This window comes from Microbacterium psychrotolerans (assembly GCF_031085295.1).
Classification (GTDB): domain Bacteria; phylum Actinomycetota; class Actinomycetes; order Actinomycetales; family Microbacteriaceae; genus Microbacterium; species Microbacterium psychrotolerans.
Genome location: NZ_JAVFWO010000006.1, coordinates 25,803 through 43,771 on the forward strand (window position 1 = coordinate 25,803; position 17,969 = coordinate 43,771).

At 69.8% G+C, this 17,969-nt stretch carries 16 protein-coding genes and 2 riboswitches; of the genes, 5 read left to right on the forward strand and 11 right to left on the reverse strand.

Annotated features, from left to right (window positions below):
• The first annotated feature begins 1 nt into the window (after nt 1).
• The 3 genes from Q9R08_RS17725 (at nt 2) to Q9R08_RS17735 (ending at nt 748) form a co-directional block, all read left to right on the forward strand.
• Entirely contained in the window at nt 2-100 is a 99-nt protein-coding gene (locus Q9R08_RS17725) for a 30S ribosomal protein bS22 (RefSeq protein WP_003792170.1), read from the forward strand.
• 89 nt (nt 101-189) lie between these two features.
• A complete protein-coding gene (locus tag Q9R08_RS17730) occupies nt 190-483 on the forward strand; it encodes a rhodanese-like domain-containing protein (protein ID WP_308869490.1) in 294 nt (97 codons plus the stop codon).
• A gap of 13 nt (nt 484-496) precedes the next feature.
• A complete protein-coding gene (locus Q9R08_RS17735) occupies nt 497-748 on the forward strand; it encodes a glutaredoxin family protein (RefSeq protein WP_308869491.1) in 252 nt (83 codons plus the stop codon).
• Nucleotides 749-1,020: 272 nt separating this feature from the next.
• Here the strand turns inward: Q9R08_RS17735 and aspS are convergent, their stop codons facing one another.
• Both aspS and Q9R08_RS17745 read right to left on the reverse strand, forming a co-directional pair.
• Nucleotides 1,021-2,361: an aspartate--tRNA(Asn) ligase gene (aspS, locus tag Q9R08_RS17740; protein WP_308869492.1), complete on the reverse strand. Its 1,341-nt coding sequence runs from the start codon at nt 2,359-2,361 to the stop codon at nt 1,021-1,023.
• 168 nt (nt 2,362-2,529) lie between these two features.
• Nucleotides 2,530-3,531, reverse strand: coding sequence for a LacI family DNA-binding transcriptional regulator (locus tag Q9R08_RS17745; RefSeq protein ID WP_308869493.1), 1,002 nt, complete (start codon nt 3,529-3,531; stop codon nt 2,530-2,532).
• 266 nt (nt 3,532-3,797) lie between these two features.
• On the opposite strand from Q9R08_RS17745, the gene Q9R08_RS17750 reads away from it, so the two are divergent.
• On the forward strand, nt 3,798-5,072 hold the full coding sequence (locus tag Q9R08_RS17750) for an ABC transporter substrate-binding protein (RefSeq protein ID WP_308869494.1): 1,275 nt from the start codon (nt 3,798-3,800) through the stop codon (nt 5,070-5,072).
• Nucleotides 5,073-5,462: 390 nt separating this feature from the next.
• On the opposite strand, the gene gcvP is transcribed toward Q9R08_RS17750, so the two are convergent.
• From gcvP to Q9R08_RS17795, 9 genes are all read right to left on the reverse strand, one after another.
• A complete protein-coding gene (gene gcvP, locus Q9R08_RS17755) occupies nt 5,463-8,372 on the reverse strand; it encodes an aminomethyl-transferring glycine dehydrogenase (RefSeq protein ID WP_308869495.1) in 2,910 nt (969 codons plus the stop codon).
• Entirely contained in the window at nt 8,369-8,752 is a 384-nt protein-coding gene (gene gcvH / locus Q9R08_RS17760) for a glycine cleavage system protein GcvH (RefSeq protein ID WP_308869496.1), read from the reverse strand. The genes gcvP and gcvH overlap by 4 nt, the downstream gene beginning before the upstream one ends.
• A complete protein-coding gene (gene gcvT, locus Q9R08_RS17765; protein WP_308869497.1) occupies nt 8,749-9,867 on the reverse strand; it encodes a glycine cleavage system aminomethyltransferase GcvT in 1,119 nt (372 codons plus the stop codon). The genes gcvH and gcvT overlap by 4 nt, the downstream gene beginning before the upstream one ends.
• 48 nt (nt 9,868-9,915) lie before the next feature.
• Nucleotides 9,916-10,017: riboswitch (glycine riboswitch) on the reverse strand.
• Between the two features lies 1 nt (nt 10,018).
• A riboswitch (glycine riboswitch) is annotated at nt 10,019-10,116 on the reverse strand.
• Nucleotides 10,117-10,158: 42 nt separating this feature from the next.
• Nucleotides 10,159-11,331 (reverse strand): MarP family serine protease, encoded by a 1,173-nt coding sequence (locus Q9R08_RS17770; protein WP_308869498.1) that lies wholly within the window; start codon nt 11,329-11,331, stop codon nt 10,159-10,161.
• A gap of 111 nt (nt 11,332-11,442) precedes the next feature.
• A complete protein-coding gene (locus Q9R08_RS17775; protein WP_308869500.1) occupies nt 11,443-12,309 on the reverse strand; it encodes an ABC transporter ATP-binding protein in 867 nt (288 codons plus the stop codon).
• Nucleotides 12,306-13,205, reverse strand: coding sequence for an ABC transporter ATP-binding protein (locus Q9R08_RS17780; RefSeq protein ID WP_308869501.1), 900 nt, complete (start codon nt 13,203-13,205; stop codon nt 12,306-12,308). Before Q9R08_RS17780 ends, Q9R08_RS17775 begins: the two co-directional genes overlap by 4 nt.
• A complete protein-coding gene (locus tag Q9R08_RS17785) occupies nt 13,202-14,182 on the reverse strand; it encodes an ABC transporter permease (RefSeq protein ID WP_308869707.1) in 981 nt (326 codons plus the stop codon). The genes Q9R08_RS17780 and Q9R08_RS17785 overlap by 4 nt, the downstream gene beginning before the upstream one ends.
• A 103-nt stretch (nt 14,183-14,285) precedes the next feature.
• On the reverse strand, nt 14,286-15,281 hold the full coding sequence (locus Q9R08_RS17790) for an ABC transporter permease (protein ID WP_308869504.1): 996 nt from the start codon (nt 15,279-15,281) through the stop codon (nt 14,286-14,288).
• A 43-nt stretch (nt 15,282-15,324) separates the two neighbouring features.
• Nucleotides 15,325-17,001 (reverse strand): ABC transporter substrate-binding protein, encoded by a 1,677-nt coding sequence (locus tag Q9R08_RS17795; protein ID WP_308869505.1) that lies wholly within the window; start codon nt 16,999-17,001, stop codon nt 15,325-15,327.
• Nucleotides 17,002-17,258: 257 nt separating this feature from the next.
• On the opposite strand from Q9R08_RS17795, the gene Q9R08_RS17800 reads away from it, so the two are divergent.
• Nucleotides 17,259-17,963 (forward strand): NUDIX hydrolase, encoded by a 705-nt coding sequence (locus Q9R08_RS17800; protein ID WP_308869506.1) that lies wholly within the window; start codon nt 17,259-17,261, stop codon nt 17,961-17,963.
• The last annotated feature ends 6 nt before the right edge of the window (nt 17,964-17,969 follow it).

Here is a 17,969-nt window from a genome sequence, read left to right on the forward strand (position 1 = left end):
CGTGGGTTCTGTCATCAAGAAGCGCCGCAAGCGCATGGCGAAGAAGAAGCACCGCAAGCTGCTTCGCAAGACTCGCCACCAGCGCCGCAACAAGAAGTAAGCGGCATCCGCACCAAGCGCCTGTCTTCGGACGGGCGCTTCGTGTATGCCCTGCTCCGCCCGGCGGAGTCCGCGACCCGAGAGGCCGACATGAAGTCCATCACCGTTCAGCAGCTGCGTGAGCGTGCCGACACCCCGCTCATCGACGTGCGCGAGGTCGACGAGTTCGCCGCCGGGCACGTGCCCGGAGCCGTCAACATCCCGATGTCGGCGATCGGCGGCCGGCTCGACGAGCTGCCCGACGGGGCGTTCGACGTCATCTGCGCGGTCGGAGGCCGTTCGGGCCGCGTGGTCGAGGCCCTCGCGGCGCGCGGATACGACGCGACCAACGTCGACGGCGGCACGAACGAGTGGATCGCCGCCGGCTACCCGGTCGAGGCGTGACGGCAGAGTCCGCGTGACCACCATCACCCTCATCGGCAAGCCGGACTGCCACCTGTGCGACGTCGCTCGCGAGGTCGTCGAGACGGTCGTCGCCGAGCTGCCCGAGGACGCCGTCGACGTCGAGGAGCTCTCGATCGCCGAAGACCCCGCGCTCTACGCGCTGTGGTGGGAGAAGATCCCCGTGGTGCTCATCGACGGGGAGCTGCACGGCCACTGGCGTGTGTCACCCGATCGCCTGCGCGCGGCGCTCAGCACCGCGCGCTGACAGCATTCTGGCTCTGGCCATCAGATGAGGACGTTGACGTCGTATCGCTCGGGCCGATCACGTCCCTCAGCTGAGGAGCGGCGGGCGTCGAAGACTCGACCAGGATGCCGCGGCTCAGCCGGCGAGGCGCGCGCGGAGGGCTCCGAGCAGGAGCGCGACGGCGACGCCGTGCGGTCCTTGCCCGCCGCGCAGTGGACGAGGACCGCGGACGCATCGCCGTCGACGGTCCCCGCTCCCTCTCCACCGATCAGGGCGCCGAGCGCGTCGGGAGGTCAGGGGGCGAGGCGCGTCGGGCCCCGGAAGAGATACGTCACCTCGCGGATCGACGACTCGCCGAGCAGCAGCATCAGCACGCGGGCAAGACCCATGCCGAACCCGCCGTGGGGCGGGGCGCCGTAGCGGAAGAAGTCGAAGTAGAAGTCGAGGTGCTCGGCTCCGAGACCCTTCTCCTTGGCCTGCTCGATGAGCACGTCGACGCGGTGCTCGCGCTGCGCGCCGGTGGTGATCTCGACGCCCTTGAACAGCAGGTCGTACGACTTGGTGAGCCCGGTCTCCTCGTCGCGCATGTGGTAGAAAGCGCGGATCTCGGGGTGGTAGTCGGTGATGAAGACGAACTGGTGGCCGTAGGTCTCCTCGACGTACGCCGAGATCTGGCGCTCGCCCTCGGGGTCGAGGTCGCCGTCGGTACGGGGGATGTCGTAGCCGCGGCTCTTCACGATCTCGCGCGCCTCAGCGAGCGGGATGCGCGGGAACGGGATGGCGGGCACCTGCACCTCGAGGCCGAACAGTTCCTCGATCTCTGCGCCGTGCTTGTCCTTGACCACCTGGAACGCCGTCTGCAGAAGCTCCTCCTGCATGCGGGCGACGTCTTCGTGCGAGTCGATCCAGCTGATCTCCGCGTCGACGGAGGTGAACTCGGTCGCGTGACGCGAGGTGAACGACGGGTCGGCGCGGAATGCGGGGGCGATCTCGAAGATCTTGCCGAACCCGGCGACCTGCGCCATCTGCTTGAAGAACTGCGGCGACTGCGCCAGGTAGGCCGTCTGGTCGCCGAAGTACTCGAGCGAGAAGAGCTCCGCGTTGGACTCGGATGCCGAGGCCATGAGCTTCGGCGAATGCACCTCGATGTAGTCGCGTTCGATCCAGTAGGAGCGGAAGGCGTGCTCGAGCGTGGTCTGCACGCGGAAGATGAGGTTGTTGCGGCGCTGGCGGAGGTCGAGGAAGCGCCAGTCCATCCGCTTGTCCATGCCGCTGTCGGCGGCGATCGGCGTCTCCGGGAGGGCGGCGGCGGCGATGTCCAGCGCGCCGATCTTGATCTCGACGCCGCCGAGCTTGACGCGCTCGTCATGCTTGAGCTCACCGGTGACCGTCAGGAAGGTGCCCGTCGCGAGGTTCGAGATGAGGTCGGTGAGGGCCAGCGCACCGGCATCCTGTTCCGAACCGTCCTCGGCCGGCCGGGTCGCCGGATTGACCAGCTGCACCGCCCCGGTCTCGTCGCGAAGGATGACGAACTGCACCTTCTTCTGGTCGCGGACGGTCTCGACCCATCCGGAGACGGAGACGGGGCCGTCGGCGAGGCCCTTGAGCTGGTTGACGAGAACGCGTTCAGTCACGAGGGACAAGTGTACGTGGGGCTGCGCACCCCGCCTGTCGGCCCGGTCCCGCGCTGCCGGTGATGAGGCCGTCCTCCCAGGTGGGAGCGGCCGAGGCCGTCGTGAACACGTCCTCCCCCTCGTGACCGCCGACGGTGCGGATCGGCGGGGTGCGCGACGGGAACACGCTCAGAGCGATTCCCGCCGCACGATCGACGTCGGCAGCACCTGGACCTTCTCCGTGGGCAGGCCCCGGATGGTGGCGAGCAGCGTGTCGGCCGCAGCCCGTCCCATCTCTTCGAGCGGCTGACGCACCGTCGTCAGCGGCGGATCGGACGTGCTCGCGATGAGGACGTCGTCGAACCCCACGACCGAGACGTCGGTCGGAACGCGGCGTCCGGCCGCCTGCAGCACGCGGATGGCGCCTGCGGCCATGAGGTCGGATGACGCGAAGATGCCATCGAGATCGGGGGCTCGCTGCAGCAGTCGGGCCATGGCGGCGGTGCCGCTGTCAAGCGTGAAGTCGCCGTGCACGATGGGCCCGGGCGTCAGGCCGTGTCGAGCGAGCTCGTCGGTCCAGCCGCGGGTGCGCTCGCGTGCCTGCTCCAGATCGAGAGGGCCGGTGATGATGCCGATCGAGCGGCGGCCCGCCTCGATGAGCGCGCGCGCTGCCAGCACGCCGCCGCCGTAGTTGTCGGAATCGATGACGATCGGATCCGGACCGATGTCGGCGTGAGGGCGACCCACCCACGCGATGGGCACGGGGGAGTCGGCGAGCCGCTCGACCAGGTGCGTGATCTCGTGCTGCAGGATCACGATCGCGCCGTCGAGGGCACCGGACCGCAGGAACCGGGGGATCCGGTCGAGGTCCTCATGGTCGGCGGGAAGGAGGACGGGCTGCACCTCGCCCGCCGACAGTCCCTTGGCGGCGCCTTTCAGCACGGCGGTGAAGAACGTGCCGCTCAGGCTTCCGAGCTCGTCGAACGCGATCACCAGACCGATCGCCCCGGCGCGTCCGCCACGCAGGACTCGCGCGGCGAAGTTCGTCTCGTAGCCCAGCCGCCGCGCCTCGCGCTCGACGGCCGCCGCCATCGCGGTGTCGACATTCGTCGCGCCGGCGAGCACGCGGGCGGCCGTCGCGCGGGAGACCCCAGCGGCCTGCGCGACGTCGACGATGGTGGGTCGGACCATAGCTCCCCCCGTGAGCGTGGACGTGAAGGCGAAGATCGTTCTCTCGCCCGTTCCATCATTGCATGGGCAAGGGTCGTTCTGCGGGCTGAACGCGAGATTCCGGCTCGGTGGGAACGCTCGCTACGACGAGCGCACACCCGGAAATTCGTCGCAGGGTTGCCGCGAGTGGGGTTGGGCGGCTACTGTGACCGTTGCTGAGAGATCGATCTCTCAACAACGGAGCCAAACCTCCCGCAGCCACATGTCCCCGAAGAAGAGGAGCTGTTGTGAACCGTCGCAAACTGGCCCTGCCCATCGCAGCAGTCGGCGCACTCGCGCTGGTGCTGTCCGGATGCTCGGGAGGATCGGGCTCCGGCTCCGATGATCCCGACGCCGAATTCGAGTTCTGGTCATTCACCGGCATCGGTCAGAAGGACTCGGTGGATCGTTACCTCGAGGAGATGCCCGACGCCAAGGTGAAGCTGTCGGAGGTCGGCAGCACGACCGAGACCGCCACCGCGCTGACCGCCGCGCTCGCCGGTGGCCGCGTCCCCGATCTCGTCATGATCCAGAACGACGATCTCCCCAAGTTCGTCGAGAACCCGGGCAACTTCGTCGACCTGCGCACGCTCGGCGGCGACGATGTCGGCGACGACTACCTGGACTGGGCGGTCGACGCCGCCACGGCCGATGACGGCTCGCTGATCGGCATCCCCACCGATGTGGGCGGCCTGAGCTTCGCCTACCGTGCCGATCTCTTCGAAGCGGCCGGCCTGCCGACCGATCCGGCCGAGGTCGCGCAGATGTGGTCGTCGTGGGACGACTTCATCGCCATGGGCGAGAAGTACACGGCCGCCACGGGCCAGCCGTTCGTCGACAACGTCGAGACGTCGGTGTTCTTCTCCACCGTCAACCAGGTCACGGAGAAGTACTACTCCCCGGACGGAGAGCTCATCTTCGACACCAACCCGCAGGTCGAGGAGGCGTTCGACGTCGCCGTGCGCGCGTACGACGCCGGAATCAGCGCCAACATCCCGGCATGGTCGTCGGGCTGGGCACCGGGCAAGGCCAACGGCGCCTTCGCGGTGACCACCGCGCCGTCATGGATCCTGTCCGGACTCAAGAACGACGCCCCCGAGACGGAAGGCGACTGGCGGATCGCGTCGATCCCGGGCGTCGGCGGCAACTGGGGCGGCAGCGTCATCGCCATCCCCGCCCGTGCCGACAACAAGGCTGCGGCGTGGCAGTACATCGAGACGATGCTGTCGCCGGAAGGTCAGACCGAGCACTTCGCGCAGACCGGAACGTTCCCGGCGGCCGAGGCGGCGCTCGAGAGCGACGAGGTGAAGGGTTACACCGACCCGTTCTTCGGCGACTCGCCCATCGGCGCCACCATCAGCGAGTCCGTGCTGCAGTTCAACTCGTTCTACAACGGCCCGGACACCAGCGCGATCGGCGGAGCCCTGCTCAACGCGCTCGTCGACATGCAGGCCGGCAACGTCGCTCCGGCCGACGCCTGGGAGACCGGCGTGGCCAGCGCGAAGGCCGCCATCGGGGGCTGAGGCCCCACCCGACCAGCGGTGGGGGGGGGGGGGGGGCGGCCCCCCCCCCCCCCCCCCCCCGCCCCCCCCCCCCCCCCCCCCCCCCCCCCCCCCCCCCAGCCCCCCCCCCCCCCCCCCCCCCCCCCCCCCCCCCCCCCCCCCCCCCCCCCCCCCCCGCCCCCCCCCCCGCCGCGGCCGCCGCCGCGCCCCCCGCGCCGCGCCGCCGCTGCACAGCGCCGCGAGAGTACTGCTGCTCGCCGAGAGGTCGGTCGCTTCCCTACCCGTCGGCCGTCAGATGTACTCTCGCGGGTCGTTGACACCGGGGCGCCCGCGCGCCGGCTCACGGCGCCGCACCCGCAAGGACGGGGCGACGGGGTGCCGGGGGCACCGGCATCCCGTCGCTCGGGGTCGTCAGGCGAAGGCCTCGATGGGCGGGCACGCGCACACGAGGTTGCGGTCGCCGTAGGCCTGGTCGATGCGGCGCACCGGCGGCCAGTACTTGGTGCGGACCAGCGTGTGCACGGGGTACACGGCGGTCTCGCGCGAGTACGGGTGGCTCCACTCGCCGGCCACGACGGACTCGGCGGTGTGGGGGGCGTTCACCAGCGGGTTGTCGTCGGCGGGCCACTCCCCCGCCGCGACGCGCTCGGCCTCGGCTTTGATCGCGATCATCGCCTCGATGAAGCGCTCGATCTCGCCGAGGTCCTCCGACTCGGTCGGCTCGACCATGAGCGTGCCCGCGACCGGGAACGACATCGTCGGGGCGTGGAAGCCGTAGTCGATGAGCCGCTTGGCGACGTCGTCGACCGTGATCCCGGTCGCCTCGCGCAGCGGCCGCAGATCGAGGATGCACTCGTGCGCCACGAGGCCGTCCTTGCCGGTGTAGAGCACGGGGTAGTGCTCGCGCAGGCGTACGGCGATGTAGTTGGCCGCGAGCACCGCCGCGGCGGTCGCGTCGCGCAGGCCCTCGGCGCCCATCATCCTCACGTAGGCCCACGAGATCGGCAGGATGCCGGCCGAACCGTGCGGGGCGGCGGAGATCGGTCCGCCGTCGAAGACGCCGCCGGCGTGGTCCCTGCGCTGCGAGAACGGGTGACTCGGCAAGTAGGGCGCGAGGTGCGCCTTCGCGGCGACCGGGCCGACGCCGGGGCCGCCGCCGCCGTGCGGGATGGCGAACGTCTTGTGCAGGTTCAGGTGCGAGACATCCCCGCCGAGATCTCCGAACCGGGCGTAGCCGAGCAGCGCGTTGAGGTTCGCGCCGTCGATGTAGACCTGGCCGCCCGCGTCGTGCACGGCCTGCGTGATGTCGAGCACGTCGTGCTCGTACACGCCGTGGGTCGACGGGTACGTGATCATGAGCGCGGCAAGCTCGTCCGCGTGCGTCGCGATCTTCGCGCGGAGGTCGTCGAGGTCGACATTGCCGGCGTCGTCGCACGCGACCACGACGACGCGCATGCCGGCGAGCACGGCGGAGGCGGCGTTGGTGCCGTGCGCCGACGACGGGATGAGGCAGACCGTGCGCCCCTGATCGCCGTTGGCGCGGTGGTAGCCGCGGATGGCCATGAGCCCGGCCAGCTCGCCCTGTGAGCCGGCGTTGGGCTGCAGCGAGACCGCGTCGTAGCCGGTGACCTCGGCGAGCCAGACCTCCAGCTGCTCGATGAGCGCGAGGTAGCCGTGCACGTCGGCCTCGGGCGCGAACGGATGCACGCGCGAGAACTCGGGCCACGACACCGCCGCCATCTCGGTGGCGGCGTTGAGCTTCATGGTGCACGAGCCCAGCGGGATCATTCCGCGGTCCAGCGCGTAGTCGCGGTCGGAGAGCTGCTTGAGGTAGCGCATCATGGCCGTCTCGGACCGGTGCGTGTTGAACACCGGGTGCGTGAGGAACTCCTCGACGCGGTGCAGTCCCGACGGGACGCCGGCGAGCGGCTCGGCATCCGCCCACGGGAGCGTGCGCTCGCCCTGCTCGCCGGCACCGAGGAACTCGTCCTCGGGGAGGCCGAAGGCCCACGCCACGGCCGCGAGGTCGTCGGCAGTGGTGGTCTCGTCGACCGACACTCCGACCGTCGCGTCGTCCGCCCAGAAGAGCTGGTAGCCGCGCGAGCGGGCGCGCTCGATCACCCGTCGCGACGCACCCGGCGTCGCGACCCGGATGGTGTCGAAGAACGCGTCGGAGCGCAGCGACAGGCCGTACGAGCGCAGCCGCGCGGCGAGCGCCCCCGTCTTTCTCGCCACGTCGGTCGCGATCGCGCGCAGGCCGTCGGGGCCGTGGTACACCGCATACATCGAGGCCATCACGGCGAGCAGCACCTGCGAGGTGCAGATGTTCGACGTCGCCTTCTCACGGCGGATGTGCTGCTCGCGCGTCTGCAGCGCGAGGCGGTACGCGGGGTGCCCCGCGGCATCCTGAGAGACGCCGACGAGGCGTCCGGGCAGCTGGCGCTCGAGTCCCTGGCGCACGGCCATGTAGCCGGCGTGGGGTCCGCCGAAGCCGAGAGGCACGCCGAAGCGCTGCGTCGTGCCCACCGCGACGTCGGCCCCGAACGAACCGGGCGAGCGCAGCAGCGTGAGCGCGAGGAGGTCGGCGGCCACGACGACGAGCGCGCCCGTCAGGTGAGCCGCGTCGACGACGCCCGCCGGGTCCCAGACGTTGCCCGAGGCGCCCGGGTACTGGATCAGCACGCCGAAGGGTTCGAGGGGCTCACCGGCAGCGTTCTCGAGCAGCGCGCCGTGGGCGAGGTCGAGCTCGACGAGCTCGATGCCGACCGCCGCCGCGCGATGAGCCAGGAGCGCCTTCGTCTGCGGCATCGTGTCGGTGTCGACGACGAAGACGTTCGACGGCGACTTCGAGCCCCGGCGCGCGACGAGCATGCCCTCGACGACAGCGGTCGACTCGTCGAGCATCGACGCGTTCGCGGTGGCGAGGCCCGTGAGGTCCGTCACCATCGTCTGGAAGTTGATGAGCGCCTCCAGGCGCCCCTGCGAGATCTCGGGCTGGTACGGCGTGTACGCGGTGTACCAGGACGGGTTCTCGAGCACGTTGCGCGCGATCACCGACGGAGTGATCGTGTCCGCGTAGCCGAGGCCGATCATGGGCCGGGCGGTGCGGTTCTGCGACGCCAGCGTCCGCAGCTCGGCGAGCGCCTCGGCCTCCGTCGCCGCCGGCGGGATGTCGCTCGTCGAGCGCGCCTTGGCATGGATGGATGCCGGCACCGCCGCCCGCACGAGCGCGTCGACGCTGTCGTAGCCCAGCGCATCGAGCATCGTGCGCTGGGCCGCGGCATCCGTCCCGATGTGGCGATCGACGAAAAGACCCGTCATTCGTCGCCGCCCGTGAGCGAGATGTACGCGTCGCGGTCGAGCAGGTCGGCGACCGCCGCCGGGTCGACCGTGAGCTTGACGAGCCAGCCGGCACCGAACGGATCGGCGTTCACGAGCGACGGGTCGTCGACGACGGCGTCGTTGACCTCGACGACCTCGCCCGTCAGCGGCGCGTAGAGCTCGCCGACGGACTTGGTGGACTCGATCTCGCCGACGACGGTGGCCGCGGTCACGTTGCTGCCCACGGCGGGCAGCTCGACGAACACGACGTCGCCGAGCTTGTCGGCCGCGTATGCGGTGATGCCGACGGTCGCGACGTCGCCGTCGAGGGCGACCCACTCGTGCTCGGCGGTGTACTTGAGGGCGGTGAGGTCGGTCATTTGTTCCTCCGGTAGAAGGGCAGTTCGGTCACGGTCGCGGGGATGCGGGTGCCCCGCACGTCGATGAAGAGGGCAGTGCCGGGCGCGCTCGCCGCCGGCGAGACGAAGGCCATCGCGATGGGATGCCCCAGGGTCGGGCTCAGCGCGCCGCTGGTGATCTCGCCGACGGGGGTGTCCGCGTCGGTCCCGTCGAACACGGCGTAACCGGCACGTCCCGCGCGCCGGCCCTCGCAGGTGAGACCGACGAGCACCGGGGCATCGGGCGTCACGACCGCCGCGAGGCCGGCCTTGCCGACGAAGTCGTCCTTGTCGGCCGCCACGACGCGGCCGAGCCCGGCCTGTGCGGGCACGATGTCGCGTGAGAGCTCGTGGCCGTAGAGCGGCATCCCGGCCTCCAGGCGCAGCGTGTCGCGCGCCGCGAGACCCGCCGGAACAAGTCCGAGCGGCTCGCCGGCGGCGAGCAGCGCATCCCAGAGCGCCGGCGCGGCGGCGTTCGGGATCAGCAGCTCGAAGCCGTCTTCGCCGGTGTAGCCGGTGCGGGCCACGAACAGTGGCGCGTCATCGAACGATCCGGACGACCACGCGTAGTAGCCGAGGTCCGCGAAGGAAGGCACCACGTCGGCGATGCCGGCGGTCGCCTCCACGACGGCCCGCGCGACCGGGCCCTGCACGGCGATCAGCGACATGTCGTCCGTGTGGTCGTCGAGCTCGGCGTCGAACCCCTCGATGCGCGCGGCGAACGCGCGGCCGACGGCATCCCGGTTGCCCGCGTTGGCGATGATGAGAAAGCGGCGTTCGGTGATGCGGTACACGATCACGTCGTCGATGATGCCGCCCGAGTCGTCGAGCACGAGCGAGTACTTCGCCTTACCCACGCGCATCGGCGAGATGGCGCCGGCCAGGGCGTAGTCGAGGAACGCCCCGGCCTGCGGACCCTCGACGCCGAACTCGGCCATGTGGGAGATGTCGAAGAGGCCGGCCGCCGTGCGCACCGCGTGGTGCTCGGCGAGATCCGAGCTGTAGCGCACCGGCATGAGCCAGCCGCCGAAGTCGGTGAACGAGGCGCCGAGCGTCTCGTGGCGGTCGTGCAAGGCAGTCGTGCGGAGTTCTGTCATGAGTTCTCCCGGTCGCGGACGGGCAGACGCCGATCGACGTCTGTGAACTCCCCCTCTGTCATGGGCCTGAGAGCTTCGCCGGATGCGGGGCATCCTGCTTTCACCGTCGGCGGATGTGCGAGCTTCGCTCGCAATCGCTTTCCAGAGTCGGCCTGCCCGAACGGTACGCGGTACCTGAGAGATTGGCGGGGAGGCTTGCTCCTTCGGTGCTCGGCGATCGCGCTGCCGAGGCTCTCCCGCCCGGGTGATGGGCCGTATTGACTTGCGCAGCAAGCATAGCGGTCACGGCCGTCAGCCGACGCAGGACCCCGTCGACACGGTGTTCGAGAGCGACGGCGCGCGCGCCGCGACGGGATCGAGCTCGGCCATCGTCATCGCGTAGCCGAGGTTCTCGTCGTTCTCGGCGCGCGCGAAGACGACGCCCGCCACCGCTCCGTCGTCGGTCAGCAGCGGGCCGCCCGAGTTGCCCGGCCGCACGACGGCGTCGAGCGCATAGATCTCGCGCGGATTCCACGACTCGTCGTACACGTCGGGCACGTTCGCGGTACCCACCGACTCCACCCCCGCCGGGACCATCGTGAACGGCCCGCCGTAGGGGTAGCCCTGAACGGCAGCCGCGTCACCGGGGGCGAGCGTCGGCGAGAACGGCAGGACGTCGGCGCCCAGGTCGTCCACCGCGATCACGGCGAGGTCGTCGACCGGATCGAAGTAGACGACGCGTCCCTCGCGCGCCGCCACGCCCGGCAGCTCGACGATCGGGGTGTCGACGCCGGCGACGACATGGGCGTTCGTGACGACGCGGTCCTCGGCGATGACGAACCCGCTCCCGGCCGATCCGCGCCCGCAGGCGTACGCGTTGCCCGACACGCGGGCGACGGATGCCGCGGCCCGCTGCAGCTCCGGATCGTCCAGGGCCACCGGCGGCGCGGGATCCACCGTCCCGGGGCCGAGCAGCTGACCGAGGCCCGGCAGGCTGTCGTTGAGCACCGCGCCGCGCAGCTGGGCCAGTGCCGCCGCGACGGGGTCGGGCGTGGCCGCCTCGATCCCGCGCAGGATGTTCGACGAGGCGACGGCGGCTGACACGACCGGGATGCCGGCGACGGCGATCGCAGGGGCGACGAAGGCGAGGGCGAGGATCGCGGCGAGCACGGAGGCGATGCCGCCGAGGAAGCGCTCGATGCCGCGGAGCTTGAGCCGGTCCGCGCCGGAGCGCAGCGCCGAGCCGATGGCGGCGCCGATCGCGGCACCGGCGAAGACGAGGCCGATCGCGGTGACGAGCACGGCGGGGCCGCGCCAGACGGGCGAGGGCACCCACGTGCTCACCAGCGGGGTCAGCCAGTAGGCCGCGAACGCACCCGCCGCGAGCCCGGCGAGCGTGCCGATGCTGGCGAAGAAGCCCCGCTGGACCCCGCCGATGCACGCGGCCACAAGGAGGAGGACGATCAGCACGTCGACGACGATCATCCCCACCCCTTCCGCCGTCAGGACCCGTCTCGACAGGCTACGCATCGTGCCTGGGAGAACGGCCCCGACGGCGCCTGCGCGGCGTGTCGGGAAGCGGACGCGGGTGGTGCGTCAGGACTGCTTCGCCGCGAGCTCCCTGCGCACCTCATCGCGCAGCATCCCTTGGTTCTCGGGGTCGGGTGCGGCACCCAGCAACGTCCGCGTGTAGTCCTGCTGCGGGTCGAGGATGACCGTGTCGGCCGGCCCCCGCTCGACGATGTCGCCGCGATACATCACGAGGATGTCGTCGGAGAAGTGCCGAGCTGTCGCGAGGTCGTGGGTGATGTAGAGCACGCCCAGATGGTCCTCGCGCTGCAGCTGCGCGAGCAGGTTCAGCACGCCGAGTCGGATCGACACGTCGAGCATCGAGACGGGCTCGTCGGCGATGATGAACTGCGCTCCGGGCGCGAGAGCCCGCGCGATCGCGACGCGCTGGCGCTGACCGCCCGACAGCTCGTGCGGGCGGCGCTCCGCCATCTTGTCGGTCGGCGTCAGGCGCACCCGGTCGAGCAGCTCGAGCACGCGGCGGCGCACCTCCGCCTTGCCCATCCCCGGGTTGTGGATGCGCAGCGGACGCTCGAGGTGATGCTCGATCGAATGGAACGGGTTGAGCGACGCGAACGGGTCCTGGAACACCATCTGCACGTCGCCCCGGTAGGCCGCGACCTCGCGACTGCGGTTGCCCGCCGGTCTGCCGTCCAGCAGGATCTGCCCGCTGGTCGGATTCTCGAGGCGTGCCAGCATCTTGGCGATCGTGGACTTCCCCGAGCCGGACTCCCCCACCAGCGCGATCGTGCGACCGGCCTCGAGCGTGAACGACACGTCCTTCACCGCGTGGAGGGTGGAGAAGCTCAGACCGCTGCGGAGCCGGAAGTCCTTGACGAGGTTGCGGGCCTCGAGTGTCCGCTGACCGCGCGCGGTGGGTTGCTGAGCGCTCATGCGCGTCCTCCTTCGAGCGGGACGGCGGCCTCGGCCGAGCCCGGTGTCGCCGAGACCGGCTGCGTGCCGGTGCGCACGAAGTCGCCCCGGTCGCCGCGGAGGCTCGGGAAGCTCGACAGCAGCTTCTTGGTGTACTCGTGCTGCGGGTCGCGATAGATCTCTGTGGCGGTGCCGAGCTCGACGATCCCACCCTGCAGCATGACGGCGATGCGGTCGCTGATCTCGATGAGCATGGGCAGGTCGTGGGTGATGAAGATCACGGCGAATCCGAGCCGCTCGCGCAGGCGCATGATCTCGCGGATGATGCCGCGCTGCACCACGACGTCCAGCGCGGTCGTCGGCTCGTCCATGATCATGACCTGCGGGTCGAGGGCGAGCGCCATCGCGATCATGACGCGCTGGCGCATGCCGCCCGACAGCTCGTGCGGGAAGCTCGACAGCCGCTTCGGGTCGACGCCCACGAGCTCGAGCAGCTCCTCGCTGCGCCGCTGCTTCTCGCGCTTGGACATCTCCGGGCGGTGCGTGGTGAAGACGTCGAACAGCTGGGCGCGGACGTTGATGACCGGGTTCAGCGAGTTCATCGCACCCTGGAAGACCATCGACACCTTGTCCCACCGGAAGCGGCGCAGTTCCTCTTCGGCGAGTCCGACGACGTCGATGTCCTCGCCAGACCGGTCGTGGAACACGATCTCGCCGGATGTCATCAGCGCCGGCGGCTTCAGCAGCCGGTTGATCCCGTACGCGAGCGTGGACTTGCCGCAGCCCGACTCGCCGGCGAGCCCCAGGATCTCGCCCCGGTTCAATGTGAGGGACACGTCGCGCACGGCTTTCACCGGCGGGTCGACCTCGTACTCGATCGACACGTTCCTCGCCGTGAGGACGGCATCGCGGTTCATGCCTCGGCTCCGTTCGGGGTGCGGATCGACTCGACGCCGCGTCCGGCGCGCTTCGCCTTGCGCACGCGCCGCGCGTTCTCCGGGGCGAGCCGGAGCTTGGGGTTGATGATCTCGTCGATCGAGAAGTTGATCAGCGACAGACCGGCGCCGAGCAGCGCGATCATCAGCCCGGGCGGAACGAACCACCACCAGGCGCCGGTCCCGAGCGCCTGCCCCGTCTGCGCGTCGTTGAGCATCGTGCCCCAGGTGATGGATCCGGTGGGTCCGAGTCCGAGGTACGACAGGCCTGCCTCGCCGAGGATGGCGAAGATGATCGCGAACAGGAACTGGGCGGCGAGGAGGGGCAGCAGGTTGGGCAGGATCTCGACGCGGATGATGCGCGTCGTCTTCTCCCCCGCCACGCGACTCGCGGCGACATAGTCACGTGACCGCAGCGAGCGCGCCTGCGCCCGGAGGACGACCGCCGAGCCGGCCCACCCGGTGATGCCGAGGACGACGGCCACCAGCATCCAGCTCCGGCCAGGGATGTAGGTGGCGATCACCATGACGAGGGGCAGGCCGGGGATGACGAGCATGATGTTGGTGAACAGCGACAGGATCTCGTCCCACCAGCCGCCCTTGTAGCCGGCGATGATGCCGAAGACGATCGACAGGATGAGCGCGATCATGCCCGCGGTGATGCCGACCATGAGCGACCCTCGGGTGCCCCACGCCAGCTGGGCCAGGACGTCGTAGCCCAGCTTCGTCGTGCCGAGGAGATGCTCTGGGCTCGGCGGGGACAGCGCCGGGTTGTCGGAGTCCATCGGGTCCTGGCAGAACAGCGGCCCGAGGATGCCGAAGAGCACGATCCCGGCGACGATGATGAGGCCGAGTGCGAGCTTGAGCGACATCCGCGGCAGGAGCTGCCGGATGCCGCGCCGGGCGGCGGACGCCTCGTCCCGGGCCGCGATCACCTCGGCGTCGACGGGCGGCGTCATGAGCGCGCCGGGGGCGACGATGGCAGGGTCGATGGTGCGATCGGAGAGCGTCTCGGGGGCGCTCTCGAGATCGCTGGTCGACGGTTCGGTCACTTCGACCCTCTCAGACATTGTGACGCGCTCTCGGGTCGATGAATCCGTAGACGATGTCCATGATGAAGTTCGCCGCGAGCACGGCGACCGTGATCACGAGGAACACGCCCTGCATGAGCGCATAGTCGCTGTTCTGCACGGACTGGATCATGAGCTTGCCGATGCCGGGGTAGGTGAACACCTGCTCCATCACGATGGAGCCGGCCACGACGAAGCCGAGCGAGATGCTGAAGCCGGCGATGGACGGGATCGCCGCGTTGCGCGTGGCATAGGTGCGGAGGATGCGCATCGGCTTCAGCCCCTTGGCCTCGGCCGTGACGATGTAGTCCTCCGACACGGTCGAGACCATCATGTTGCGCATGCCGAGCAGCCACCCGCCGACCGAGCTGAGGACGATGGTGAGGGCCGGGAGGAACCCGTGATAGATCGCGCTGCCGATGAAGTCCCAGCTCCACTCCGGGCCGTCCGGGAACTCCCAGACGTCGTAGCCGCCGAAGATCGGGAAGATGCCGAGCGCGACCGAGAAGATCGCGACCAGCACCAGCGCCAGCCAGAAGTACGGGATCGACTGCAGCACGGTCGTGAAGGGCACGAGGTGATCGACCCAGGTGCCGCGCCGCCAGCCCACCCAGGCGCCGATGCCGACGCCGAGCACGAACGAGATGACGGTGGCGAGGCCCACCAGGATGACCGTCCACGGCAGCGCCGCGGCGATGAGCTCGGTCACCGGGGTCGGGTACTTCGTGACCGAGACGCCCAGGTCGCCCTGGAGCATCCGGCCCCAGTACGCGACGTACTGCTCCCACATCGACGACGAGTCGCCGCCGAGCAGGGCCTTGATGTTGCGGACGGTCGTCTCGTTGAGCTCGCCGCCCGCCCGCTGCATCTTCGCGAGGAGGATGTCGGCGGGATCACCGGGCAGAAGCCTCGGCAGGAGGAAGTTGAGGGAGATCGTCGCCCACAGTGTCACCACATAGAACGCGATCCGCCGCGCATAGAACTTCATTGCGGCCTGCTCCTCCGTGCCGCGGCCTCTGCCCGGTTCTGCATTACTTCACCGGCTCCAGGTGCTGGAGGACGTAGCCGGACGCGACCGAGCCCCAGGCGGGCGGGAAGGCGTACAGGTCGTCCTCGGTCGGCCAGCCCGTGAAGTCCTTCGTGTTGAAGAACGTCTGGGTGGCGTTGATGACCAGCGGGATGTACGGCAGGTCGCGCACGATCTCGGCCTGCACGGCGGCGTACGCCTCCTGCTTGACGGCCTCGTCGTCCGTGGCGGCGGCCGCGGCGACAGCCTCGTTCACGATGGCGTTGTCGTAGCGGCTGAAGTTCCAGCGACCCGTAGGAACCTCCTGGCCGACCTGCGACGTCGACTCCCCGGTGAACCAGTCCTTGTAGATCTGGAACGGGTCGGCGACGGAGGTGCCGATGACGCCGCCCATGATGAGCTGGTACTGCCCGGTCTGGCGGGCGTCCGAGAACTCCTGCCACTGCACCGTCGATGCGTTGACCTTGATGCCGGCCTCGGCCGCCTGCTCGGAGATGAGCTTGGCAGCGTCGTTGTAGTCGGTCCAGCCGTCCACCGAGACGAGGCTCAGCTCGAGCGGGGCGCCGTCCTTCGCGTAGAAGCCGTCGCCGCCCTTCGCGTAGCCGGCGGCCTCGAGGATCTCACCGGCGGCCGCGGCGTCGGGCGACTGCGGGCTGACCTCGTTCGCGGGGTCGGCGACCCACTTCTGGTCGCGCGGCAGCAGCGCGAAGGTGGGCGAGATGTCGCCGGTCAGTCCGACGAACGCCTTCTCCTTGATCGTGGCGCGGTCGATCGCGACGTTGAGCGCCTGTCGGACGGCCACGTCGGTCTGCGGACCGGTGCAGCCGAGGTCAGCGTTCGAGCAGGTGTAGAGCACGGTGGGGTCCTGCGGCGTGTTCAGCATGCTGATCACGCCGTTGGCGGTCACCGAGTCGGGGTTCGGCACGAACATCCCGGTCCAGTCGAGCTCGCCGGCGGTGAGCAGGTCCTGCGCCGACTGGTTGGCGTCGATGCCGATGTACTGCACCTTCTTGATCGCGGGCACGCCCTCGTCGCGGAAGTCGTCGTTCGCGACGACGGTGTACGAGGCATCCGTCACCTTGTCGACGACGTACGGACCGGTGCCGACCGGTTCCTCGTCGGTGAACGTCGTGTAGTCGTCGACCTCCGACCAGATGTGCTCGGGCAGCATCCAGGTGGTGCCGAGAATCTGGAACTCGTTGGTGAACTGCGGCGTCTCGTAGGTGAGCACGACGGTCGTGTCGTCCGTCGCCTCGGCCGAGATGAGGCCGTCGCGGTGGTTCGGCTCGTAGTTGAACGTGAACGCGGCGTCCTCGGCGGTGAAGTCCTCACCGTCGTTCCACTTCACGCCCTCCTTGAGCTTCACCGTGATGACGGTGCCGTCCTCGTTGTACTCGAAGCTCTCGCCGAGCATGGGCGCGGGCGCCTCGTCGGCCGTCTTGTTGTAGAAGAACAGCGGCTCGTAGATCGGGCCGAGTGCGGCGTGCAGCACGCTCGGCGAGAAGGGGTTGAAGTTGGCCTCGATGGGAGTCTGGCTGCCGGCCCAGACCCTGAGGGTGCGTCCGTCGGAATCACCGCCGTCGTCGCCGCCACCACCGGCGCAGCCCGACAGGCCGATGCCGAGGATCGCTGTCCCGGCTACGGCGATGAGCGCCGCTCGGCGCTTCGCGTTTCGAATCATCGTTGGTTCTTTCTCTCGTGCGACATTGCAGGGAGGAGTGCGAGGGCACCCGGGGCATTCATTAAGTACTGAGCCCTAACAAATGTTTGAACGTAAACCTAACAAACATTCCCGTCGCTTCGCACCCCTCCGACCCCGTCAGCACGTCACGTCTTCACAACGGTTCGACCGAGGGGCCTGTCGGTCGCTCACGTTACGGCGACGGTTTGGCTTCTGGTCGTGGTGACACTATGATCGAACCGACAGTTAGAGTCACTATGACCAGAACAGCCTCCGAAGCCCTCTCCCCCGCCGACGCGATCCGCGTGGCGGTGTCGACGGTGATCTTCACGCTGCGCCGCCTGCCGGGCAGCGATGCGTTCCAGGTGGTGCTCCCGCTCGTGCGCCGCACACGGGATCCGCACGAAGGTCAGTGGGCCCTCCCCGGCGGGTGGCTCGACGCGACCGAGGGTCTCGCCGCGGCGGCATCCCGCACCCTCGGCGAGACGACCGGGCTCTCGCCGAGCTATCTCGAGCAGCTGTATGCGTTCGGCGCCGTCGATCGCTCCCCCACCCGCGTCGTCTCGATCGTGTACTGGGCGCTGCTGCGCGCCGACGAGATCACCGACAGCACCGTCGAGAACGTCTCGTGGTTCGACGCGGCGTCGCTGCCCTCGCTCGCCTTCGACCACAACGAGATCGTCGAGTACGCGCTGTGGCGCCTGCGCAACAAGGTCGGCTACAGCCGCATCGCACACGGCCTCCTCGCCGACGAGTTCACCCTGGCAGACCTGCGCGAGGTGTACGAGGCGATCCTCGGGCGGCGGCTCGACCCGGCGAACTTCCGCCGCCAGGTGGAGAACTCCGGCACCCTCATCCCCACCGACCGCTTCCGCACCGGCAGCCACCGCCCGGCGCGCCTGTACCGCTACAACCAGGATGTCGAGCTCGCCGACCGCGGCCCGCTCGACGCCCGCGACTGACCGACC